General features: G+C 36.7%; 15 protein-coding genes and 1 tRNA gene. 10 read left to right on the top strand and 6 right to left on the bottom strand.

From position 1 onward, the window contains the following. The first annotated feature begins 493 nt into the window (after positions 1-493). From Q0543_RS03870 to Q0543_RS03850, 5 genes are all read left to right on the top strand, one after another. Positions 494-679: a hypothetical protein gene (locus tag Q0543_RS03870; protein ID WP_299249383.1), complete on the top strand. Its 186-nt coding sequence runs from the start codon at positions 494-496 to the stop codon at positions 677-679. 43 nt (positions 680-722) lie between these two features. Next, complete coding sequence (locus Q0543_RS03865) at positions 723-1859, top strand: DUF4421 domain-containing protein (RefSeq protein WP_299249380.1); 1137 nt, start codon at positions 723-725, stop codon at positions 1857-1859. Between the two features lie 124 nt (positions 1860-1983). Beyond that, positions 1984-2526: a hypothetical protein gene (locus tag Q0543_RS03860; RefSeq protein ID WP_299249378.1), complete on the top strand. Its 543-nt coding sequence runs from the start codon at positions 1984-1986 to the stop codon at positions 2524-2526. Positions 2527-2778: 252 nt separating this feature from the next. After that, a complete protein-coding gene (locus Q0543_RS03855; protein ID WP_299249375.1) occupies positions 2779-3363 on the top strand; it encodes a ferritin-like domain-containing protein in 585 nt (194 codons plus the stop codon). 1287 nt (positions 3364-4650) lie between these two features. Then, entirely contained in the window at positions 4651-5703 is a 1053-nt protein-coding gene (locus tag Q0543_RS03850; protein ID WP_299249372.1) for a fatty acid desaturase, read from the top strand. A gap of 245 nt (positions 5704-5948) precedes the next feature. Here the strand turns inward: Q0543_RS03850 and Q0543_RS03845 are convergent, their stop codons facing one another. The 3 genes from Q0543_RS03845 to Q0543_RS03835 form a co-directional block, all read right to left on the bottom strand. Then, the gene (locus tag Q0543_RS03845; RefSeq protein WP_299249369.1) at positions 5949-6719 is read right to left on the bottom strand and encodes a hypothetical protein; all 771 of its coding nucleotides are present in this window, start codon (positions 6717-6719) and stop codon (positions 5949-5951) included. A gap of 55 nt (positions 6720-6774) precedes the next feature. Next, positions 6775-7617: a DNA damage-inducible protein D gene (gene dinD, locus Q0543_RS03840; protein ID WP_299249366.1), complete on the bottom strand. Its 843-nt coding sequence runs from the start codon at positions 7615-7617 to the stop codon at positions 6775-6777. A gap of 386 nt (positions 7618-8003) precedes the next feature. After that, positions 8004-9023 (bottom strand): WYL domain-containing protein, encoded by a 1020-nt coding sequence (locus Q0543_RS03835; protein WP_299249363.1) that lies wholly within the window; start codon positions 9021-9023, stop codon positions 8004-8006. A gap of 558 nt (positions 9024-9581) precedes the next feature. Here Q0543_RS03835 and Q0543_RS03830 point away from each other — a divergent pair. From Q0543_RS03830 to Q0543_RS03810, 5 genes are all read left to right on the top strand, one after another. Continuing rightward, positions 9582-9653: transfer RNA gene (locus tag Q0543_RS03830), tRNA-Phe, on the top strand. 161 nt (positions 9654-9814) lie between these two features. Further along, a complete protein-coding gene (locus Q0543_RS03825; protein WP_299249361.1) occupies positions 9815-12055 on the top strand; it encodes a hypothetical protein in 2241 nt (746 codons plus the stop codon). Positions 12056-12153: 98 nt separating this feature from the next. Beyond that, a complete protein-coding gene (locus Q0543_RS03820; RefSeq protein ID WP_299249358.1) occupies positions 12154-12903 on the top strand; it encodes a nucleotidyltransferase domain-containing protein in 750 nt (249 codons plus the stop codon). Between the two features lie 6 nt (positions 12904-12909). After that, positions 12910-13986, top strand: coding sequence for a nucleotidyltransferase domain-containing protein (locus Q0543_RS03815; protein WP_299249355.1), 1077 nt, complete (start codon positions 12910-12912; stop codon positions 13984-13986). A gap of 67 nt (positions 13987-14053) precedes the next feature. After that, entirely contained in the window at positions 14054-15475 is a 1422-nt protein-coding gene (locus tag Q0543_RS03810) for an RtcB family protein (protein WP_299249352.1), read from the top strand. A gap of 88 nt (positions 15476-15563) precedes the next feature. Here Q0543_RS03810 and Q0543_RS03805 read toward each other — a convergent pair whose 3' ends face one another. The 3 genes from Q0543_RS03805 to Q0543_RS03795 form a co-directional block, all read right to left on the bottom strand. Further along, complete coding sequence (locus tag Q0543_RS03805) at positions 15564-16070, bottom strand: hypothetical protein (RefSeq protein WP_299249350.1); 507 nt, start codon at positions 16068-16070, stop codon at positions 15564-15566. Positions 16071-17203: 1133 nt separating this feature from the next. Continuing rightward, positions 17204-20077 (bottom strand): type I restriction endonuclease subunit R, encoded by a 2874-nt coding sequence (locus tag Q0543_RS03800; RefSeq protein ID WP_299249345.1) that lies wholly within the window; start codon positions 20075-20077, stop codon positions 17204-17206. Between the two features lie 138 nt (positions 20078-20215). Next, complete coding sequence (locus Q0543_RS03795) at positions 20216-20851, bottom strand: restriction endonuclease subunit S (RefSeq protein WP_299249342.1); 636 nt, start codon at positions 20849-20851, stop codon at positions 20216-20218. Between the last annotated feature and the right edge of the window lie 169 nt (positions 20852-21020).

The following is a 21020-nucleotide window of genomic DNA, read 5'->3' as shown; positions in this document are numbered from 1 at the left end:
CACTATTTAAAAGGCTTTCAAAGAACTTTTACTAACTTAGACGCAACGCTAGTGACTTTAATAATTAATTTATAAGGCGTGCTTTGTTCTACTATGGGTAGGGTAAAGCACGTTTTGCTTACAACACATTTGATTTAAATGCATTTTAATTATATGGAAATCTTATAAGAATAATTGAAATCTCTATAATATCTTCTGATTCATTTTTATTGAACTTTATAATATAAAATAAAAATTATGAAGACTAGAAAGAAAAAAAATATTCTGGAGAAGATTGTGAATTTTACATGCATAAGCCTGGGTTTATATGTTATGGTAGCCTTTTCCATCATGTTGCTTAATAACTAATAATTCAGATTTTAGAATAAAAAGGCTTTGTTGTCATTCTTATTAGATTGTTATGTGAATTATGTAAGGATTTGCTCATAAGGTGTAGTGTTCATACGTTTATAATTTAGATATTTGTATCATAATTATAATAAAATACATGAATATGAACATTAAAAGAATTTTTGGCGCAGTATTGACATTATTAGGGATTGGCTTCTTGATTTATACAGCTGTACTTTTTTCTGGAACTGGCAGTCCGGTTAAGCCTATGATTGTATATGGTGTATTGGGTTTCGTGTTCTTTCTTTCGGGTATGGGCTTAATACGTTCAATGAATGATAAAGCATAATCTTATTAATTAATATTTATCTATTGAACAATTTATAGTTCGTATGCGTATTGGGAAACGGTTATTTATTAAGACTATTTATTGTCTTATTTTTTTATCCATTGGATTAGGTGTTAACGCACAAGAAAAAAAAGAGAAGCATGAAAATGTTTTTCTACACCCCAAAAAGTTTTATGCCAAATACTTTCCAAATATAAAAATAACCTACAAACCTTCAGATTCCAATTACATAAAAGTATTTCCAAGGAATCAGATGATTGTTGGTACACAAATTTTGATACCTAAAGTCTATGCTAATTTTCAGCCCGTAGGTTTTTCACAAGCTTCTTCTAGATTTCAAACCAATATTAAGACCATAACAGGTTTTTCCTTTAGTTATAGACACGTTACAGCAGGCTTTGCCTTAAGCTTGATTCCACCTATTGGTGATCCTCCAAATTTAATTTCAACGCGTTACAGAACAGCTACTATAAAATACAAAACTCCCATTTACATACTTACCTTTAAATTTATGAAAATTAAAGGAATGACAGATGTAAATGATTTTAATTCCATTAATCCATTGCAATCTTCCTATGTTTCTAGACCTGATATTACAATTAAAGAATATCTGGTAGAAGGTATATATAATTTCAGTTGGAAAAAGTATTCCTATTTAGCTACCATGGACAATACAGAAGGACAGATTAAAAGTCGAGCTGGATTTCTAATGAAAGTAGGAGTTTACAATCAGCAATTTTTTGGTGACACGAATTTATTAAGTGTTCCCCAACGACCATATTTTACAGAGTTTAATAATGTTACTAAAATTGTAGGCTATAATATTAAGGTATCGCCCGGTGTAGGCGCTAACCTTGTTTTTAAGAAACACTTATATGCATCTATATCTATCTTTTCTCCCTTGAATTTATATGTAAATAAATTAGAGAATGGAAAGGATGATATAATTAAAAAGGAGACGAGTCTTCAGTGGGTATTGGATGGATCTATTTCCATTGGCTATAATGCGAAACGATTTTTTGCAGCCTTACATTATGACGTAGATGGACGTAACGCTGCATTTAATAGTTATGCATATAAAAGCGTTTACAACTATATAAAACTAGATATTGGCTACCGATTCAATACACCAGTTGTAATAAAGAAATTTTATAAAGACACCATGCCCCCTGGTATGTGAGTTTAATTTATTTTTATTTTACAAATTGAAATTTTATAATATTTTTTTAATTATATGTAAGCCTAGATAATTTCAATGCTTTATTTTTGAAATATAAATTATTTCAACTTAAAGCTAACAAATTATGGAAACTCAAAACACAAACAATTCCAACAAATCAAATCGTAAATTATTAACGGGAATGTTTTCTGATCGTGAAAGCACAGAATCTGCTTACAATAATTTACATGAAAGAGGGTATTCAAAAGAAGACATACATTTATTAATGTCTGAAGACACGCGTAAAAAACAGTATGCAGACACCGATACAGAAATCGGAACTAAAGCCGCAGAAGGTTTGGGTAAGGGATCTGCAATTGGTGGCACTGTAGGAGCTATTGCAGGCGTCATTGCTGCTATTGGAACTAGTTTAGTAATTCCAGGATTAGGTTTAGTAATTGCTGGTCCTCTTGCTGCTGGTTTAGCAGGTGCAGGTGCTGGTGGTGTTACAGGTGGTATTATTGGTGCATTAGTAGGGGCAGGTATTCCTGAAGAACGTGCACGCATTTATGAAGATGGAATTAAAAAAGGAAATGTAGTTGTAGGAGTTCATCCTCGCAATGATGAAGATGAAGCTTACTTCCAAAATAATTGGAAAAAATATCATGTTCAAGACGTACAACATTAATTTTAATTCGCATACATCAATTAAAAATAAACCAATATTACTTTAAATAATACATTTATGAAATTAACGATAAATTACTTCATCATTTTATTATCCTGTTTATTATTAAACTCATGTAGTGTAGTAGGAGGCATATTTAATGCAGGAGTGAATGTTGGTATTTTCATATCTGTATTATTTATTGTTTTAATATTATTTGTTGTATTCAAATTAAGAAAGAAATAAATACTATATATATAAACGAGTTACATTATGGCTAAGAAATCTCCTACTACAAAAGTTACATCTAAAAAGGCTGCTAAAAAAACTTCAAAAAATAAAATAGATAGTTCCTCTATTCAAGAGTCTCAATTAATGAAGTTATTCGAGGATGAACTAAAAGATATATATTGGGCTGAAAAAGCGCTGACTAAAGCAATTCCCAAAATGGTTAAAAATGCTACATCTCCAGACTTGAAAACGGCTTTGGAATCTCACTTACAAGAAACTCTTGTTCATGTTACAAGATTAGAAAATGTTTTTGGATTGTTAGGTAAGAAACCTGCTGCTAAAAAATGTGAAGCGATGGCAGGTTTGATAGAAGAAGCTTCTGAAATAATGAAAGATTGTGATAAAGGTGCCATGAGAGATGCAGGTATTATTTCTGCAGGACAAAAAGTGGAACATTATGAAATAGCCTCCTATGGTACTCTATGCCAATTCTCTAAAACACTTGGATTGGGTGAAGCTAAGAAGATTTTGGGTTTGACATTGAATGAAGAAAAAGGGGCTGATAAAAAGCTTACTGAAGTTGCAGAGGCTTCAATTAATTTAATGGCTGCGCATCAAAAAGCATAAGTTAATATTTAATGTCGTTTAGTTAAGCAAATTAACTACACAGGCTAGCTGTTGTTGGTGTTTCCGCCAGATCAAATCAATGATAATGATTAATAACAACGCGGTGCACCAACAACTGAGTGACTAATTGTTGGTGCACCGCGTTTTATTTGTGCATTAAAATAAAGTAGCGTTGGCGGAAACACCAACAATAGCCCCCTTAACTAAACGACATTGAGTTAATATTTAATAAAAAAAAAACCAGTTGAAGGAATTCCATCAGCTGGTTTTTTTATGAGGGTTAGGGTTTGTTTCAAAAAATATACGTACTCGTAATTATACAACTATTGTCTAAAATCGTACAATAGTTTGCTGTTTAATCCATGTACATTTGTATTATTCAAAAGCAAAAGGCTTTTGATTTAAATTGATTTAAGATATAGTATACAAGGAAAAGAAATTCAATAACATTATTTCTAACAGGTTTTGCCGATTATGAGTATATGTACCTTGCAAATGGTGCTCGAGACAAGCAACCGTTACTTTGCCAGCTTAGTAATTTCAAACAATACTACAGAATCGTTTTTCTTTTCTTGTATACGAACAAATATAGGATGATAATCTGTAAACTTATCATCCTCTCATTTCAACCAGTTGCTCTCACGTGAAAACTTTTATGGTTTACTACTAACATGAAAGTAGTTCAATGTGTTGCATTTTATAATTATAATTAGTTTTATTTCTTTTCAATAGAAATTGTATGTACTACTATTAAAAATCTTTTTAAAACATAACCAGCTAGGGAAATAAGCCACTAGAACATAACGTTCTCTTGGCTTATTTCATTTATGTGAATTGTCTTTATATTGAATTTCTTGTACCAGAAAAAAAGATAGATGTATTTCTGACTTTGCTATTTTGAATCAGCATAATTTGCAAATCGAATCAGGTTGCATACACTAAACGTCTAAAATAATTTTATTAATACTATGTTGGGAAATCCTGATAAAATGTCCCTTAAGACTTTGAAAACAACAATTGATTGTCTCTAAAGTAATTTTAAATCTTCATTTCGTGATTTGGAAATTCCTCACTAAGGTGATTATTGAAAAAAAATGGTATCAGTTGTATAGTTTTTTGGCTTGATACTCCATTTTTTTAGTAAATTTGATGTTGTATTACATTATAATTGATAAGATACCTGTTTGTTTGATTTACATTTAGTGGTGCTAAAAAAGGCAATACATTATCATTTATATATATAATTCTTTTTAAATCGTTGATTTATATTAGGTTGAAAAATATTTTATGAAAGCATTTTCAAGTATTCAAGATTCTTTTTATTCAAAAAAAGAACAATACAATTTTATTGAACGATTTTACATCAGTCTTATACGGGATGAACGTGATTTGCCTTTTGTAAAACTTACTGTAACCATCCTTTTAACGATGATTCCCTTGGGGATTTTCTTATATGTGCCTGGTGTGCCCACGTGGCTTTGGTGGACAGTTGCAACGGTATATTTCTTTTTAAATAATCTGTATTTTAAAGGTCCCTTCGGACTTATGTTGCATTGCACCTGCCACATTAAATTGTATAAATTTAAATACGATAAACTCAACCTTGTTTTACCTTGGTTTGTAGGTTTGTTCTTCGGACAAACTCCAGAAACTTATTTCAGTCACCATATTGGGATGCACCACATCGAAAACAATCTGGAAGAAGATGAAAGCAGTACTATGGCCTATCAGCGCGATAGCTTTCGAGATTTCTTGAAATATTTTGGTTCGTTTATGTATCGCGGGTTGCTTGATGTTTCTATGTATTTCAGTAGAAAAAATCGTGAAAAATTAATGGTTAAAATAATCCGTGGTGAAGTATTGTATTTTATTATGTGTGTAGGCTTATGTTTTCTAAACTGGCCGGCTACTCTTGTTGTATTTATTTTACCACTCATAATATCGCGTTTTATTATGATGCTTGGCAACTGGACACAACACTCATTCATAGATGCAGCTGATCCGGGTAATCATTATAAAAATAGTATTACTTGTATCAATACTAAATACAATAAAAAATGTTGGAACGATGGCTACCACATCAGTCACCACGTTAAACCAACCATGCACTGGACAGAACACCCAAATCATTTTTTAGATAATTTGCCAAAGTACAACACCAACAACTCCATTGTATTTGATGGGATCGGTTTCTTAGAAGTATTCATTTATCTTATGAGAAAACGCTATGATAAACTGGAGTATCATTTTGTAAACATTAACAACCAATATGCTTCTGGCGATGAAGTTATAGCATTGATGAAACTTCGTACGAAGAAGATAGAAGTTAGTGGGCAGTAGTTTTAAAGTTTTCAGTGGTCAGAAATAGTAGGTATAAAGTACTTATTATGGAGTACAAAGTAAAAGTATACTAGCGCAAGCATTCGGCTTGTACTTATCAATAAAAAACAACAATTAGTAAGAGTTTATAAACAGGAAAAGACGCACGAAGATATGTGAGTCTTTTCCTGTTTTAAACCAAAATATTCTCGATTTTAATACAGTTGTACTTTGAAGATAGTAAAACAGGTTAAGAACAGATTTTATCATTCTCTTTGATCAGCATCTATTACATCAAAATCCACAACCTCAGAAAGCAAAATGGTTTCAGCTGGTTGTATCTCTTCCCACTTTTCCTCAAACACTTCTTCTCCACTTTCTGCTTGTTGGTTGATATTCACTCGTACTAATTTCTTTTTACTAAGGAAATTAATACTCACTTCTCTATTCACTACCGGACCTCTATTATCACTTGCATCATAGCCAATTAATTCAAAATCAAATCCATTAAATCGAAAAGTATACGTCCAATAGCCATATCTACCATGCGAGAAATGAATCCTTATATTATTGTTTTTTGATTCCATCCACAATTCAGGCGCGAAGTAAACGCCGCCATCTTCATTTTCCGAAGAAAAGCAATCGTAGTTTTTACTTGCCAAGGTATATCCTTCTGCTTGTTTAAAAAGCACGATGATTCCCCGACGATTTCGATCTACTGTCCAATTATAATCGTTAACGATCACATTCGCTGCATCAACCTTTTTAATGGTGATTATACAATCCGTTAATTCATCTTTGTTTAAATCACCATAAGTTACTTCGTTGATGTTGTATCCTATAGGTATAAAAGGAGCAAGTGTGTCATTACGAATGATGGTAGGAATTATTATTTTCGGTTCTACTTCCTCAATCAATTCTGTGCTTGCAGCAGTTTCGGGTATTTGAGTTTGCGTGACTTCCTGTTGTTGAACAGCTTTCTTTTCGCAACCAAGTAGAAACAATAAAAATAGGGGGATGAAAAAGATTGTACGCATCGTTATTTTTATGTGAGTTGTTTAAATAAATTATAACATTAATTTCGCAGTCAAACTATTTTTTCTCCTTTAAATTCTTCTTGGTAATTTCTTTTTCTCCGTTTTTTACGCGGCGTTCTAATTTCTTGATATCTTCTTCTGCGGGTAATTCTTCTGGTTTGATGCCACTCTTGCCTAACAGATTCCTAATTTCAGAATTGTTTTTGATGTGTTCTTTGGTAATTTTACTTTCCCCTTTAAGTTCATTTTTCTTTACATTAAAATTGGTGATTTCAGTAGCCAATTGTTTCGCTGTAATGGTAATCGTGGGTAAAAAATCTGCTAGTGGCCTGTTTTCTTTAATCCCCAACTTACGTTTCATGTCCGTGGTGTTGTAGCCACCAAATAAAGCCCCATCGCCTTTGCTTCGAATATTGGCAAAGCCTTTCATATCTACGCCACGTTCAAAAATGTTTTTAGATAATTCCGTTTCTGTAGCAGCTAATTTTTGGCGTGCCTGTAAACGTTCCATCAATTGGATGCGTTCTTCTAATAATTCCTGCTTACGTGTTTGAATTGCAAAGTAACTTTGCGCAAAAGCAATTTGTTCTTTCTTTGGATCTCCGTTTTGTGCGATCAAGTAACAACCATAACGGGTGAGCATTATATCGTCAACTTCACGTTGGCCACCTTTGCCTAAATCGATCATTTTGTTGACGTCAACGAAATGATCAGAGACCGCTTCATTAGTGGTTTCGCAGCTTTCTTTTGCTTTGTTAATGGCATTGTTAAAATTACGCCAATCGGTATAACCTAATAGTTCTTGCAATTCCCGAGCGAGCCAATAATCGATGCCGTCTTCCTCGTATGCGTATTCTTCAAATAGTTTGTTTAATTTGGTGATTGTCTCTTTTTCCATAGCGGTGTTTTGTGTTAAAAATTTTGTTGGTTGAAAAATAATCCTTTAGCTGGTCTAAAGGTACATGTTTTGAAACTAAAAAAGAATTGATAAATAAAATAATTGTATTAAGGTTTAAGTCCTCAAATGATTGATACGTTGTATTTTTTTGATGCGATAGCAAACATATTGCGTACATATAGTATTGTTTTCTTTAGCATTTGTACCTAATTGGTCTCAGAACATTTCGTTGACGTCAACGAAATGTTCTGAGACCTGCTTTTACCGATCTTTCCTGTTGTTGATGCACCAGCTTATATTAATCATTTTCTTGAAAAGCTTACTATAATTGCCCTAGACAAAACATTTAACAACTATTTTAAAACACCTTTCTGGGCTTGATTCATTCACACTTCTTCCGAATATTTTTTCACAGCTTTATTCAATCTTCTTTTGATGCTGCCCGAAAGTTTTTTCGGACTCATAACTTTTATGCTTTCACCGAAGCCAAGAATTTCGCGTTCCAATTCAAAATTCAATACCACATCTATTCGGATCAGAATGCCCGTTTCATCTTGCTTTAATAGCGCTTGTGAAGGATGGATGGGTTTCGTCAATACATAAGGTGCATTGTAGGTGTCTACATGTAAAATAACCTTGCTGGGACGGTCTTTTTCAGATTTGGTGACACCAACTAGATCATCAAAGTAGCGTTCGAAATTTACGCCCGTATGTTCTGCAAACCTTTCATTGGACAGTTCCTGAAACTCGAGGATTCTGTCCAGCGCAAGTGTCATTAGCTGTGGTTTTTTCTTCGGCTTGCAGATCAGAAACCATCGGTTGCGGTATTCTTTTAACAGGTAGGGATAATAGATCTGCTGACTCGCTTCGTTTGCCTTAAACGATTTGTATTCGATTAGTAAGGCGCGTTCGTGTAGTATTGCCTGGTACAAAGGATTGATGTGCTGAATCCCTTTCAATAATTTATTGGTTTCGAATTGTATGCAGTTCTTACTTTGCTTGGTTGACTTGTTTAAATTGTTTTCAAGTCGGGTGATGAGGTCACTCATCTCATCAAAATAACTGAAGCCGTTTAAATGCTTTAATACACCCACTACTTCTTTCATTTTTTCAACATCCGCATTGTTGATGGGCGTATTGGAAATGCTGTATGCTGCGTCTTCGTAGGTATAGTATTTCTTGTCCTGTACAACAATAGGCGCGTTGTAGCCAATCTTGTCGCTGCGCATTAGCTGAATGTCTGCCTGAATGGTGCGCTTGGATACACCGCTTTCAATGCCTTCGTATTCGTAGAGCGCATTGGATACGTGTTCAATCAAATCGTCCAGTGTCCATTTACGGAATCTGTTTTTCAAACATTCGTCGATGGATTTATAGCGGATTAAAGCAAGTTTATTGGCAGACATAACAAGCGTGTTTGATTGTAAAGGTAAAACTATCTGTTGTCTACGCAATACATCTGCGCAGATATAGTAATACGTGCAATAGAATGAAAATTATTTTACTGAACAGTAGTCTTTTATATATTTTATTGAAAATAATTTTTACTGCGCAGTTCGGCTGCATGCTTGTCCTGCAATTTTGTTTTATCAAAAGCAACAAAATAAGTTCTTTGAAACAAGCGGTCAAGCAAACGTTACTTCTAACATTCCAAAACGTACACGTGTGCCATTACCGCTTATTAAAATACATGAGGCAGTAGCTCAGTGGTTAGAGCAAGAAAATGTGTTGCAATTACCGCAGGTCCATTCAGACGTACTTCAAATCGGGTCGACGTTCTTCGGAACAAGCTGGTTCAAATCCGGCATCGTCTGAAAATTATCCGCGTCAAGTAATACATACTTCATCATTGGTTATCTGGGTCGCCGGTTCGAATCCGGCCTGCCTCACAATGCTGGTCAAATGTACGTTATTTCTGAGCTCCACTCTTTATGAAAAAAACGTCCACCATTACCAGTTTATCTGGAACAATAGCTCAGTTGGTAGAGCAGCGGACTGAAAATCCGTGTGCGTCGGTTCAATCCCGGCTTGTTCCACACTAACGGTCCATTCAGACTTATTTCAATTGGCACCTGCAGGTTCGAATCCTGCCTTTATGTAGTCTGAAAATTACCGGTATAAAATAAGGTCACGTGTTTCTTATTTCAAACTTGTTTAAAACTAGAAACACAATTATCTGAATTTAAAATTAAAAAAAATGAAAACGGAATTACTAAAAGTAAGTGTGCGTCAGCAGGCAATTTTTGTTGCGGATGCAATTGTGGTAAACACATCCATCGGCATGACCGATACAACGGCAACTTTAGTGGCGAATGCTGCCCAGCTTGGTTTTGCATTTTCGGAACCCTTACTGCATGCCTTAAATGGTGTAAGTCCTGTATATAAACTGGAAATACTGGACTATTTAAAAACGCTAGCAGGTGTTGAGAAGAACTGGACTCCGCTGGTAAAAGGCTGGGATGTTCCTACAGATGAGACGGTGCTGGATCATATCCTTACGCTCTGGGCTACAGTATTCAAATCTAAAACCGGTACAACATTAGCCTGTGGACATACCATACCGAACGATACATTTCCATTGGAAAGATATAACGGCTGTCCGTTTTGCGGAACACCCTTTACGTTTGGGAAGATCGAAAACATGAATCAAGGTAGCAAGCTGAACGTAATGGACTTGTGGACAACAAAAGAGTTGATAGCCTACTACGAAGATCTGTTGAAATCGAAAACCGCCCTAGATGCAACACAGGTAGATAGCCTGAAAATACTGCTGCATGTGTTGCCCTTACCCGTTGTCGAAATCAAAATGAAAGAAACAATCATGCTGGTTGTGGATCAGATGATGGCAGTAAAAGAAGGCGCCAAAGCACAGATGTATTTTCAGACACCTGCCGATATTTTGCGTTACCTATGGTTTAAGCATACAGGTTTTATGCAGATTGTAGAGCCTAAAACCATCCTTAAAAAAGCCCTTAAGAATCATACGAATTTGAATATCGGATTAGATGCAGGCGCAAAGGTAAAGCTAGATGCTGCGGCTGCATTGAAATTAAAATACAGCAGAAGTGAATCTGCAACAGTTGCTTCGTGGTTGAATAATCTTGAACTGAATGTTGAAACATGCTGCGAGATCATGCATCCCAAAAGAGGCATGTGGGTACGCATGATTCGCGCCTTGCGATTGGCGGAGTACAGCAAGCGAAAAGGATTTGAGAAACTGGCAACATTGTTGGATGTATTCTACAACCAGACATACACCGTATGGCAAGGGGAAGTAAACCGCTACCGACTACGTGTAGATGCGGAGCACACATTTACCTTGCTGAAGCAAAGACCGGGATTGTTTGCACGTTCCTTGTTTGCAAACATGCTGTGGTTTGGTGCAGAAAAAACAGTTGCGGCATTTAAAGAAGTAGCCGATAAAGTGCCTGCACGTTTGCTACTGACATTGAACATGTATGCCAACGATTATTTCGATGCAGATGCCACACGTAGCATTAAAACATTGGGCGGAACAACCAAGCGCATTGGGCCGAATCAATTGATTGCGATGTATGATGCGCAGCAGCTAGAAGGAATGAAAGTGCTGATCGAAGATTTGTGTATTGCTGTGATGAGAAATCGTTTTGCAACGGTAAAGACCGATAGCAAAACCATGTACATTGATCCGCTCTTATTCAATATGCCTCTTTCCATTGGTGTACGAAGTGACACCTTGCAGGATGTACCGGTTGCATTGATGGGAACACGTTTTCCAGTAGAAGGTAATACCGTTCGTTTGTATATGCAATGGGGTAAAGGCCTAGCGACGCAACATTTGGATATGGACTTGAGCTGTATGATTGCGTATGAAGAACGTCTTGAGATTTGTTCCTATAGCAATTTAGTAGCAACAGCTTGTAAGCATAGCGGTGACATCAGAAGCATTCCGGATAAAATTGGTACGGCTGAATATATCGACATCAATACGACTGAATTGAAACAAAAGAATGCGAAGTATGTAACGTTTACCTGCAATGCATACAGCAACGGCACGATTACGCCCAACTTGGTTGTAGGCTGGATGAACAGCAAACATCCGATGCAGATTTCTGAAAGAACAGGTGTGGCCTATGATCCGTCTTGTGTACAGCACGAAGTACGTATTGTACAAAACGCAGCCAAAGGGCTTGTGTTTGGTGTGCTGGATGTAGAAGCGAATGAAATCATCTGGTTGGAAATGACCTTCGGCGGACAAGTTATTCAGAACTTAGATTACAAAGGTGTACAGGCTTTGCTGAAAAAACTGAAAAGCAGATTCAACATAGGCGCCTTGTTGTCTGTAAAAGCAGAAGCTCAAGGATTGACTCTTGTCGATGATATCTTACAGGCAGATGAAGTATACGATGCTGCATGGGCAATGAATACTGCTGCTGTAACACAGTTGCTGGTAGATTAGAGTAGAAGAGATAATATAAAATAGTTGCAACACCCTATAAGCAAGTAGAATATATGCCATATTTTATTTAGCTTATAGGGTATTAAATATTTATAGAAATGAATGATTTAATTATACAAAAGCTAAGGCAAACAGAACACGAACAACAGGTAATCGTTCTGCATGCAGTGGAATCAGGAAGTAGGGCTTGGGGCTTTGCATCTCCGGATAGTGATTTTGATATACGATTTATATACAAACATCCTACGGATCATTATTTAAATTTGTGGGATAAACCAGATGTGATTGAATTTATGACCAGCGAAGATCTAGATGGTTCGGGATGGGATCTTGCAAAAACTTTGAAACTACTTGCTAAGTCAAACGGTTCGTTGCTTGAATGGCTCTTTTCTAAAGACGTATATCTGCAAAATGATGTGTTTTTGAATCAGATGCAATTCTTAGCGAAAGAATGTTTTTCTCCGGTAGCTACCGCGCATCATTACCTTAGCACAAGCCTAAATTTTGTGGAAGCTTGTCAGCAAGAAAACGTAAAACTCAAGAGTTATTTCTATGCCTTGCGTGCTGCACTGGCTGCAAAGTGGATTGTTGTATACAATGAAATTCCTCCTGTGGCCTTTGCAGAGCTTTTGCCTTTGGCGCCAGCAGCTATTCAGAAAAGAATCACACAGCTGCTGGAAGTAAAAATGGAACAGAATGAAATGTATTTGCATCCTAAAGATGTTCGTGTTTCAGATTACCTTACAACCTTGATTCAATACAATAAAGAACATGCACCGAAACTACGTGCGGGTAAAAATATGCACGCAGCACTGGAAGCATTTTTTGTAGAGGAAGTAAAAAAATAAACAACTATGAATGCATTAACGATAGACATGTTGCGCGAACAAAACCTGATTTTGTTTGAAGCAGTGAGTGGGAGTAGGTCATTTGGTTTAGCAACACCGACTTCGGATACTGATATCAAAGGCGTATTTTATCTTCCCGAAGATCACTTCTTTGGGCTTGAGTATACAGCACAAGTAAGTAATGAAACCAATGATATTGTTTTCTATGAATTGGGACGGTTTGTTGAACTGCTTTTGAAGAATAATCCGAATATACTGGAGTTGCTGGCATCGCCAGAGGATTGTATTCTATACAAACATCCAATCATGGAGCAACTTCAGTTGAACGATTTTCTTTCTAAACTCTGCAAAGATAGCTTTGCAAATTATGCCATTACGCAGATAAAAAAGGCGCGTGGTTTAAATAAGAAAATGGTAAATCCCGTTCCAAAAGAACGAAAAAATATTCTGGATTTCTGTTTTATTTTGAATGGCAATGATTCGATTCCATTGAATCATTGGCTCGTAACAGAAAATTACAAACAAGAAAATTGTGGTTTGGTTGCTATACCCCATTCAAAAGGGGTATATGCATTGTTCTACACGTCTCTTGGATCTTATAAAGGGATTATGCGAAAAGAAGATGCAAACGAAGTATGTCTTTCGAGTATTACTAAGGAAGAAAAATCTGTTGCCTACTTGTTTTTCAATCAAGAATCCTATTCAAGCTATTGCAAACAATATAAAGAATATTGGGACTGGATGGAGCTGCGAAATGATGCACGTTATCATACAAATATGCAGCACGGACAAAATTACGATTCAAAGAACATGATGCATACCATAAGATTGCTACAAACTACAGAGCAGATCTTTGCAGCAGGTATTCTGAATGTGCGTGTAGATAACCGAGAAGAATTGTTGTCTATTAAGAAGGGGGTATGGTCGTACGAAGAAATCCTTGCGAAAGCAGAAACCTTGATTCAATCCATCGAACAGGTATTTCAACATTCAAACATACAAGACTTGCCAGACACAAAAAGTGCTGAATACATACTGATAACCATGCGAAAGGAAATTTATTTCAAGAATTTTGAAAAATAAATTCACTACGCAGATATGTTGCGCACATGTGCTTTTCCTTTGTATTATAAATTAAATGAGAAAAACAATGAGCACTCAAATTAACGGAAACGACCTAATCGAGATTGGGTATAAAGAAGGAGCGATTTTAGGGGCAGCCTTAAAGATTAATAAAAAGAGAACAGGCTATAACCGCGAGGATATGCTGGTGCATTATAAACGTATATTGGAAAATCCTGCAGCATATCTAGATAATAAGGTATTTGGCAAATTAGCTACGGCTATGATCGAAGAAGCCAATGCCCCAGTAAAAGAAGTAATCGCGTTAAACGAACAGCCTGTTGTTTATGCTATTTTCGGAATAGAACATATTGAAGATGGAGCGAAAGCACAGATGGACGTGGCCATGCGATTGCCTGTAACCGTTGCTGGTGCCTTGATGCCCGATGCACATCAGGGTTACGGTTTACCAATCGGAGGGGTGCTTGCTACTAAAAATGCAATCATTCCTTATGGCGTAGGCGTGGACATCGGTTGTAGAATGGCCTTGACGGTGTTTGATATTCCGGAGGCACATTTCTACGCGAACGAAGACATGTACAAAACAGCCTTGATTAAACATACCAAGTTTGGCGCGGGGCATGGCTTCCACGGACAATACAAGGCAGATCATGCAGTGTTGGATAGCTCGGACTTTAATGCAACCCCTTTTATAAAACAACTGCACGATAAAGCGTATTCGCAATTGGGATCTTCCGGTGGTGGAAACCATTTTGTGGAATGGGGGATTATTGAGTTTGATGCACGTGATGCAGCATTGAATATCGAGAAAGGTAGATATCTCGCCTTGCTGACACACTCCGGTTCACGTGGCTTCGGTGCTACAATTGCGGGTCATTATACGCAATTGGCCAAGTCGCTGTGCAACCTGCCGTTTGAAGCTAAGAATCTTGCCTACTTGGATTTAAACTCCGAAGCCGGACAAGAATACTGGATTGCAATGAACTTAGCGGGCGATTATGCTTCTGCTTGTCATGAAGTGATTCACAACAAGCTTGTACAAGCAATTGGCGGAAACGTATTGGCTAAAGTAGAAAACCACCACAACTTTGCGTGGAAAGAGATCTGGAAAGGCGAAGAGGTAATTGTACACCGTAAAGGTGCAACACCTGCAGGTAAAGGCGTTATGGGCATCATTCCAGGCTCTATGACGGCACCAGGTTTTCTTGTACGCGGAAAAGGGGAGGAACATGCAATCAATTCTGCGTCGCATGGTGCCGGTCGTCAGATGAGCAGAACAAAGGCTATACAGAATATTACGCCGCTAGAAATGAAAGCGATCTTAGCAGAGAATAATGTAAGCCTGATTGGTGCAGGTCTCGACGAAGCCCCAATGGCCTATAAAGACATCCATAAGGTGATGGCTGCTCAGACAGAACTGGTTGATGTGGTTGCGAAGTTTACACCCAAAATGGTGCGTATGGCCGATGACGGAAGTAAGGAAGATTAACAAAAAAAGTCTCGCAGATGAAGCGAGACTTTTTTTGTGTTTTTATTTTGGAATATTATTTACACAAACAAATAATCTGTAACACGATCTATGTTTTCAATAAGGATTTTTCAATCGCATCTTCCATATTTTCATACCAAAACAAATCCTCTTCGGGTTTAAATCCAAGTTTGGTTAATAAGCCTGTAACGAGCATGATCCAAAGTATGATCGCTGAGAGGGAAAAGTTTCTTAAGCTAAACACAAACTTTTGTTGCTCGGCAATAAGCGTACCTGCTGCATTTTTTTCCAATGTATAGATTGATGTATTTTTTATTCCTGCTTGGTAGCGTACTGTTTTAAAATAACTATAGGGTGTTATTTTTTTGATTGTATTTTTTACGATGTCTCCTTTGCAGCTTTCACCTGTATGTATTTCTTTCCAAGAATGATTCTTTTCTAGTTTAAAAGACGAATCGATTTCATTGTAATAACATTGATTCTTTTTAAAACCGTTGTTTCGTATCGGGTCTATTAATAATTCCCATATCTGTTCAGGTTCGTATTTGCTTTGAAAGCAAAAGGTTGTGCTGGTGTATTTTTTGCTGGTTTGCATGGGTTGTATTGTTTAAAATCAGTCGTATTTAAAAGGTATTATCGTACTAAAATTTAGTCAACGGTTTTGTATAAGTAATTACCTACCTGTGGAGATTTGTAAAAATAAATACATGATAAATAAAATTAGCAACCATAGAATAGCAAAAATTACGATACGTCCAATTATAAATAAAAGCTCACTGTGTGTGCTAGTTTTTTTTGATTGAAAAATAATTCCTTAGATCTTGTAAAGCTACGATTTTTGAACCTAAAAAAGGAACGGATTATTGAAATAATTGAATTTTAATTTTAAATCTCGAACGACTGATAATTAGTTTTAGGTAATCAAATATTAAGCAGAACGGGTAAGCAATATGTCATCTTGTGTTCGTTCAGCAGCTGAACCAATTCAGACCATTTTGTTGACGTCAGCAAAATGGTCTAAAGCCTCGTCATTATTGGTTTGTAAGATTTTTATTCGTTAGAAGTGATCTATTTGAAACGATGAGATTGCCTTGCTTCGGTTTTAACGTATAGTTACGTTGGATCATTTTGTTGACGTCAACGAAATGATCAGAGACCTCTATAATACCACGCCTACAATAATGCCCCTATAATAATGCCCCTATAATAATGTCACCCCTTCGGGGTTGGGGTGATGGTATGTTTGTTATAATATGTTGCCGTTGGTGTTTAACACCAACCCCGAAGGGGTGACATTATTATAGAGGTGATATTATTATAGAGGTGATATTATTATAGAGGTGATATTATTATAGAGGGATGACATTATTATAGAGGTGGTATTATTAGAGGGTGACATTATTATAGGGTAGCATTATTATAGAGGTGGTATCATTATAGAATGCAAAACGTAAACCGATACACCAACGCAACCCCGAAGGGGTGACATTATTATAGAGGGTAGCATTATTATAGAGGTGGTATTATTATAGAATGCAAAACGTAAACCGATACACCAACGCAACCCCGAAGGGGTGATATTATTATAGAGGGTGGAATTATTATAGGAACGATATCCATTCAATAACACCAGAGCAACCCCGAAGGGGTGACATTATTATAGAGGGTGACATTATTATAGAGGGTGATATTATTATAGGGTGACATTATTATAAGAGCCTCGATAACCTACGCCATCATGCCTATTTCGAACACATTTACAAATTCCTTCATTTTAGCGATGATGCGATCACCAATAACTCTGGCTTGCAAGATGCTTGGTCTGTTGTCTAAGCACAGTAAAACCTCGTCTTTGATGGGTTCTCGGCCGCTGTAGATGTACGCATCTATTAAAGCTTTGAATTGGAGGGTGTCTAAGTGTTCGTCTTCGCAGAGTTTGCCTAAGGCCAACACTTTTTGATCTTGCCAAAATTTCTCGAACTCTTCTTCAATGGCGTCGCCATCTTTTATGTAGGGTAGGTTTTCGTCAATGAATTTCTGAATCAATTCTCTTTTGCTTCTCAATACAATATCGCCACCCAACAAGTCAATAATGGCTTTACGCTGGGCTTTGGCTTCTGAGGTATGGGCGCCTTTCAGATTCGAAATTAATTTTAAGATGTACGCCACATTGATTTGATCGCGGTGTATCAACTCCAATTCAAAATCAATATCATCTAAGATGGAAGTTTTTTGTTTTTGTGTATCGCGGCTTACTTTATCGTGAAGGTCTAAATATTTGGATTTATAATCTTCAAATTCTTGCTCGTCGATCGCGATATCTGCCCAATCAAAATCGGTGTAGGATTGCAATACATTCATTGCACGCAATAATTTCCGAAACGCTTGTACAAACAAGGCTTCGGCGGTTTCGCTTTCTAAATCATCTACGCTTTGGTGGGTGGGGGTAATTTCGCGTAAGGCTGTTAAGGCTTCATCCAGTTTTTCGGCAATTTTTTCATAGTCGGGTAGGGTTACCACGTCTATCGCATCTTTGTTGGAGAACAAGGTGATGGCTTCGTCGGTCGCCTTTTTAAGGTTTCTAAACGCTAAAATATTTCCTTGGGATTTCTGCTCGCCTAGTATTCGGTTGGTTCTTGAATAGGCTTGAATCAAACCGTGTTGCTTCAAGTTTTTGTCAACGTACAAGGTGTTTACTTTTTTTGCATCAAAACCGGTTAGCATCATATTTACTACAATCACAATATCCAAGCGGTCTTTGGCATCATTAAAGTTTTCTTTCTCGCGCTCTTTCAACCGGCGACTGATGTCTTTAAAATAGAATTCAAACAGTTTGGAATCTTTGGTAGTAAAACTACCGTCATACATTTGGTTGTAATGCCCAATATAGGTTTCTAATTTATCCCGACTGTGCTTGGAGCCATAGGGGATAGCAGGCTCGGCTGCGAGGTCATATTCAACATCGGCAGGTATGAAATCTTGTGCTTCTTCTGAATCTTCGTTGGTACCAAAAGTAAAAATGGTGGCAATGCGCAAGTCGTGTAGTTTTGCTTCTTTTTTCTGTTGAAAAAGATCGTAATACTGCACTGCATTGTCGATACTGCTTACTGTCAACAAAGCGGAATACTGTTTGTTGAACGTTTTCTGATCGTGGTAAGCGATGATGTAGTCGACAATTTTTTCGATGCGTTGGGGCGAATCCAACACTTCTTGTGTGTCGATTTCTTCTACTTCAATATCAATAAAGGACTTACTTTTATTTTTGTATTTCCCCACATATTCAATCCCAAAACGCAACACGTTTTCGTCTCGTATAGCATCGGTGATTACATATTTATGCAAACAATTGCCAAATAAATCTTTGGTGGTGCGTTTCCCGAATGCGTTTTTAGAAGCATTTTCGGCAAATATGGGTGTGCCGGTAAAACCGATCAGCTGACTGTTATCAAAAAACTTGGTGATGCGATCGTGGGTTTCGCCAAATTGCGAACGATGGCATTCGTCAAATATGAATACAATTTTCTGATGGCGTAGGGCTTCTATGCTGTGTTTGAAGCGATCCGAAACGGCATTGTTTAATTTTTGTATGGTTGTTAAAACCAGTTTGGTATTGTCGGTTAATTGCTTTACCAAAGACTGGGTATTGTCGGTTACATCAACGCTGTCTTTTTTGAATGCGTTGAATTCGTTCATTGTCTGATAGTCTAAATCTTTACGATCGACTACAAAAACAACTTTGTGTACCTCGGGCAAGCGCATCAAAATCTGACTGGCTTTGAACGAAGTTAATGTTTTTCCCGAACCGGTGGTGTGCCAAATATACGCGTTGTCGCTTGTTTGCTTTACTTGCTGTATAATGGCTTCGGTTGCAAAATATTGGTAGGGGCGCAGCACCATCAGCACCTTGTGGGTTTCATTGATGACGATATACTGCGCAATCATTTTGCCCAAATGGCTGGGGTTTAAAAACGCTGCCGCAAAGGCTTTTAATTCGGTGATGTTTTTATTCTGGGCATCTGCCCAAAAGAAGGTTTGTTTAACCGATTGCAGTTTGTTGTTGGCCAAATATTTGGTGTTGGCGCCGTTGCTAATAACAAACAATTGCACGTACTGAAACAAGCCGTGTGTGCTCCAAAACGAATGGTTTTGGTAACGGTTGATTTGGTTAAAGGCTTCTTTGATTTCGATGCCCGAACGTTTGAGTTCTATTTGTACCAAGGGCAAACCATTCACCAATAGGGTTACATCAAAACGGTTTTTGTACGAACCTTCTAAACTAATTTGGTTGCTTACTTGATATTTATTGGCCGCGGTATGTTCGCTATCAAAAAAACGAACATAAAACGAGGTGCCATCTTCTTTTGTTAATTGAAAACGATCGCGCAGGCTTTTGGCTTTTTCAAACACTGTGCCTTTTGCCAAATGATTCAACACGGCTTCAAACTCTTTGGTGCTAAAGGTGGTTTGATTAAAAAGCTCCAATTGACTTTTTAGGTTGTGTACCAAGGCTTCGCCATCTGTTAGTGTTATAGCAACATATCCCAAGCCCTGCAATTGCTGGATGAGGGTGTTTTCTAATGCTGCTTCTGATTGGTGTGCCATAAGCTAAAAGTATCTTTCTGTAATTTATAAATATTTGCCCATAATAATGTCACCCTCTATAATAATATCACCCCTTCGGGGTTGCGGTGGTGTTATTGTTTTGGAACGTTCTATAATAATACCTCTTTCGTTTACCGATTACACAAACAATTGTTGCAACAAGCCTTTTTTCCAATCCTGTGTTTTTTCTAGTTGTGACCCACAGTGATTTATTTTTTGATCTATTGCCGATAGAAAATTCGCGATTTTGGTTTGTTCGGGTAGGGTGGGTTTAAGTAATATTGTACTGTAAACAACCTCACTACTAATATTTTGAACAACACCTCCTGCTGATAGTGTTTTATATTGTTTTTGCAAAAAATCGGAATTTAGTAATTGATGTATGAAATCTTTATTGTAGAATTTTTCAAATTCTCGTAAAACAAACCATCCATCATAAATACAACCTTCAATATTTAATAAATAAGTTTTTCCAAAACTCATAGAGTTTGCCAAAATAAGTTCTCCTATAAAAACTTTTCTAGACTTTTTAGAACCTTCAATAGTGATTTTTTCTTCGACACTTTCAATTAAATAATTTTTAGAATTTTTAGTATCACCAATTTTTATCCAATTCACACCATTTGATTCTTTAGTAGTAAATTTGATAATTGGTCTTGGAGAGCTACCTCTATATAATTTTATGTATTCTGAAAACTTCTTCTCTTCCCAATCCGGATAATCGCTTCCATCATCTGCTTTAAACCTCAATTCTTGGGCGAAAATTTGTTGCATCACGCCTTTTTTGTACTGTTCTAACAGGCTTTTCTTTTTCTTTAAGGCGCTTATCTTTTCATCTACTTCCGTCAGGAACGTAGCTATTTTGATTTACTCGGGAAGTGTGGGGAAGTTTAATGTTAATAATGATAAAAAGTAAAAATATTTTTTAAACTATAAATTATCT

It is taken from the genome of uncultured Cytophaga sp. (assembly GCF_937863595.1).
Taxonomy (GTDB): Bacteria; Bacteroidota; Bacteroidia; order Cytophagales; family Cytophagaceae; genus Cytophaga.
This window is presented reverse-complemented; position numbering and strand designations above follow the sequence as displayed.

What these genes read in the sequence shown, in the direction of transcription:
- Q0543_RS03860 (WP_299249378.1), top strand. Translation starts at nt 1,984, where the DNA reads ATGGAAACTCAAAACACAAACAATTCCAACAAATCAAATCGTAAATTA.
- Q0543_RS03850 (WP_299249372.1), top strand. Translation starts at nt 4,651, where the DNA reads ATGAAAGCATTTTCAAGTATTCAAGATTCTTTTTATTCAAAAAAAGAA.
- Q0543_RS03820 (WP_299249358.1), top strand. Translation starts at nt 12,154, where the DNA reads ATGAATGATTTAATTATACAAAAGCTAAGGCAAACAGAACACGAACAA.
- Q0543_RS03835 (WP_299249363.1), bottom strand. Translation starts at nt 9,023, where the DNA reads ATGTCTGCCAATAAACTTGCTTTAATCCGCTATAAATCCATCGACGAA.
- Q0543_RS03805 (WP_299249350.1), bottom strand. Translation starts at nt 16,070, where the DNA reads ATGCAAACCAGCAAAAAATACACCAGCACAACCTTTTGCTTTCAAAGC.
- Q0543_RS03825 (WP_299249361.1), top strand. Translation starts at nt 9,815, where the DNA reads ATGAAAACGGAATTACTAAAAGTAAGTGTGCGTCAGCAGGCAATTTTT.
- Q0543_RS03800 (WP_299249345.1), bottom strand. Translation starts at nt 20,077, where the DNA reads ATGGCACACCAATCAGAAGCAGCATTAGAAAACACCCTCATCCAGCAA.
- Q0543_RS03865 (WP_299249380.1), top strand. Translation starts at nt 723, where the DNA reads ATGCGTATTGGGAAACGGTTATTTATTAAGACTATTTATTGTCTTATT.
- Q0543_RS03810 (WP_299249352.1), top strand. Translation starts at nt 14,054, where the DNA reads ATGAGCACTCAAATTAACGGAAACGACCTAATCGAGATTGGGTATAAA.
- Q0543_RS03855 (WP_299249375.1), top strand. Translation starts at nt 2,779, where the DNA reads ATGGCTAAGAAATCTCCTACTACAAAAGTTACATCTAAAAAGGCTGCT.
- dinD (WP_299249366.1), bottom strand. Translation starts at nt 7,617, where the DNA reads ATGGAAAAAGAGACAATCACCAAATTAAACAAACTATTTGAAGAATAC.
- Q0543_RS03870 (WP_299249383.1), top strand. Translation starts at nt 494, where the DNA reads ATGAACATTAAAAGAATTTTTGGCGCAGTATTGACATTATTAGGGATT.
- Q0543_RS03795 (WP_299249342.1), bottom strand. Translation starts at nt 20,851, where the DNA reads ATGCAACAAATTTTCGCCCAAGAATTGAGGTTTAAAGCAGATGATGGA.
- Q0543_RS03845 (WP_299249369.1), bottom strand. Translation starts at nt 6,719, where the DNA reads ATGCGTACAATCTTTTTCATCCCCCTATTTTTATTGTTTCTACTTGGT.
- Q0543_RS03815 (WP_299249355.1), top strand. Translation starts at nt 12,910, where the DNA reads ATGAATGCATTAACGATAGACATGTTGCGCGAACAAAACCTGATTTTG.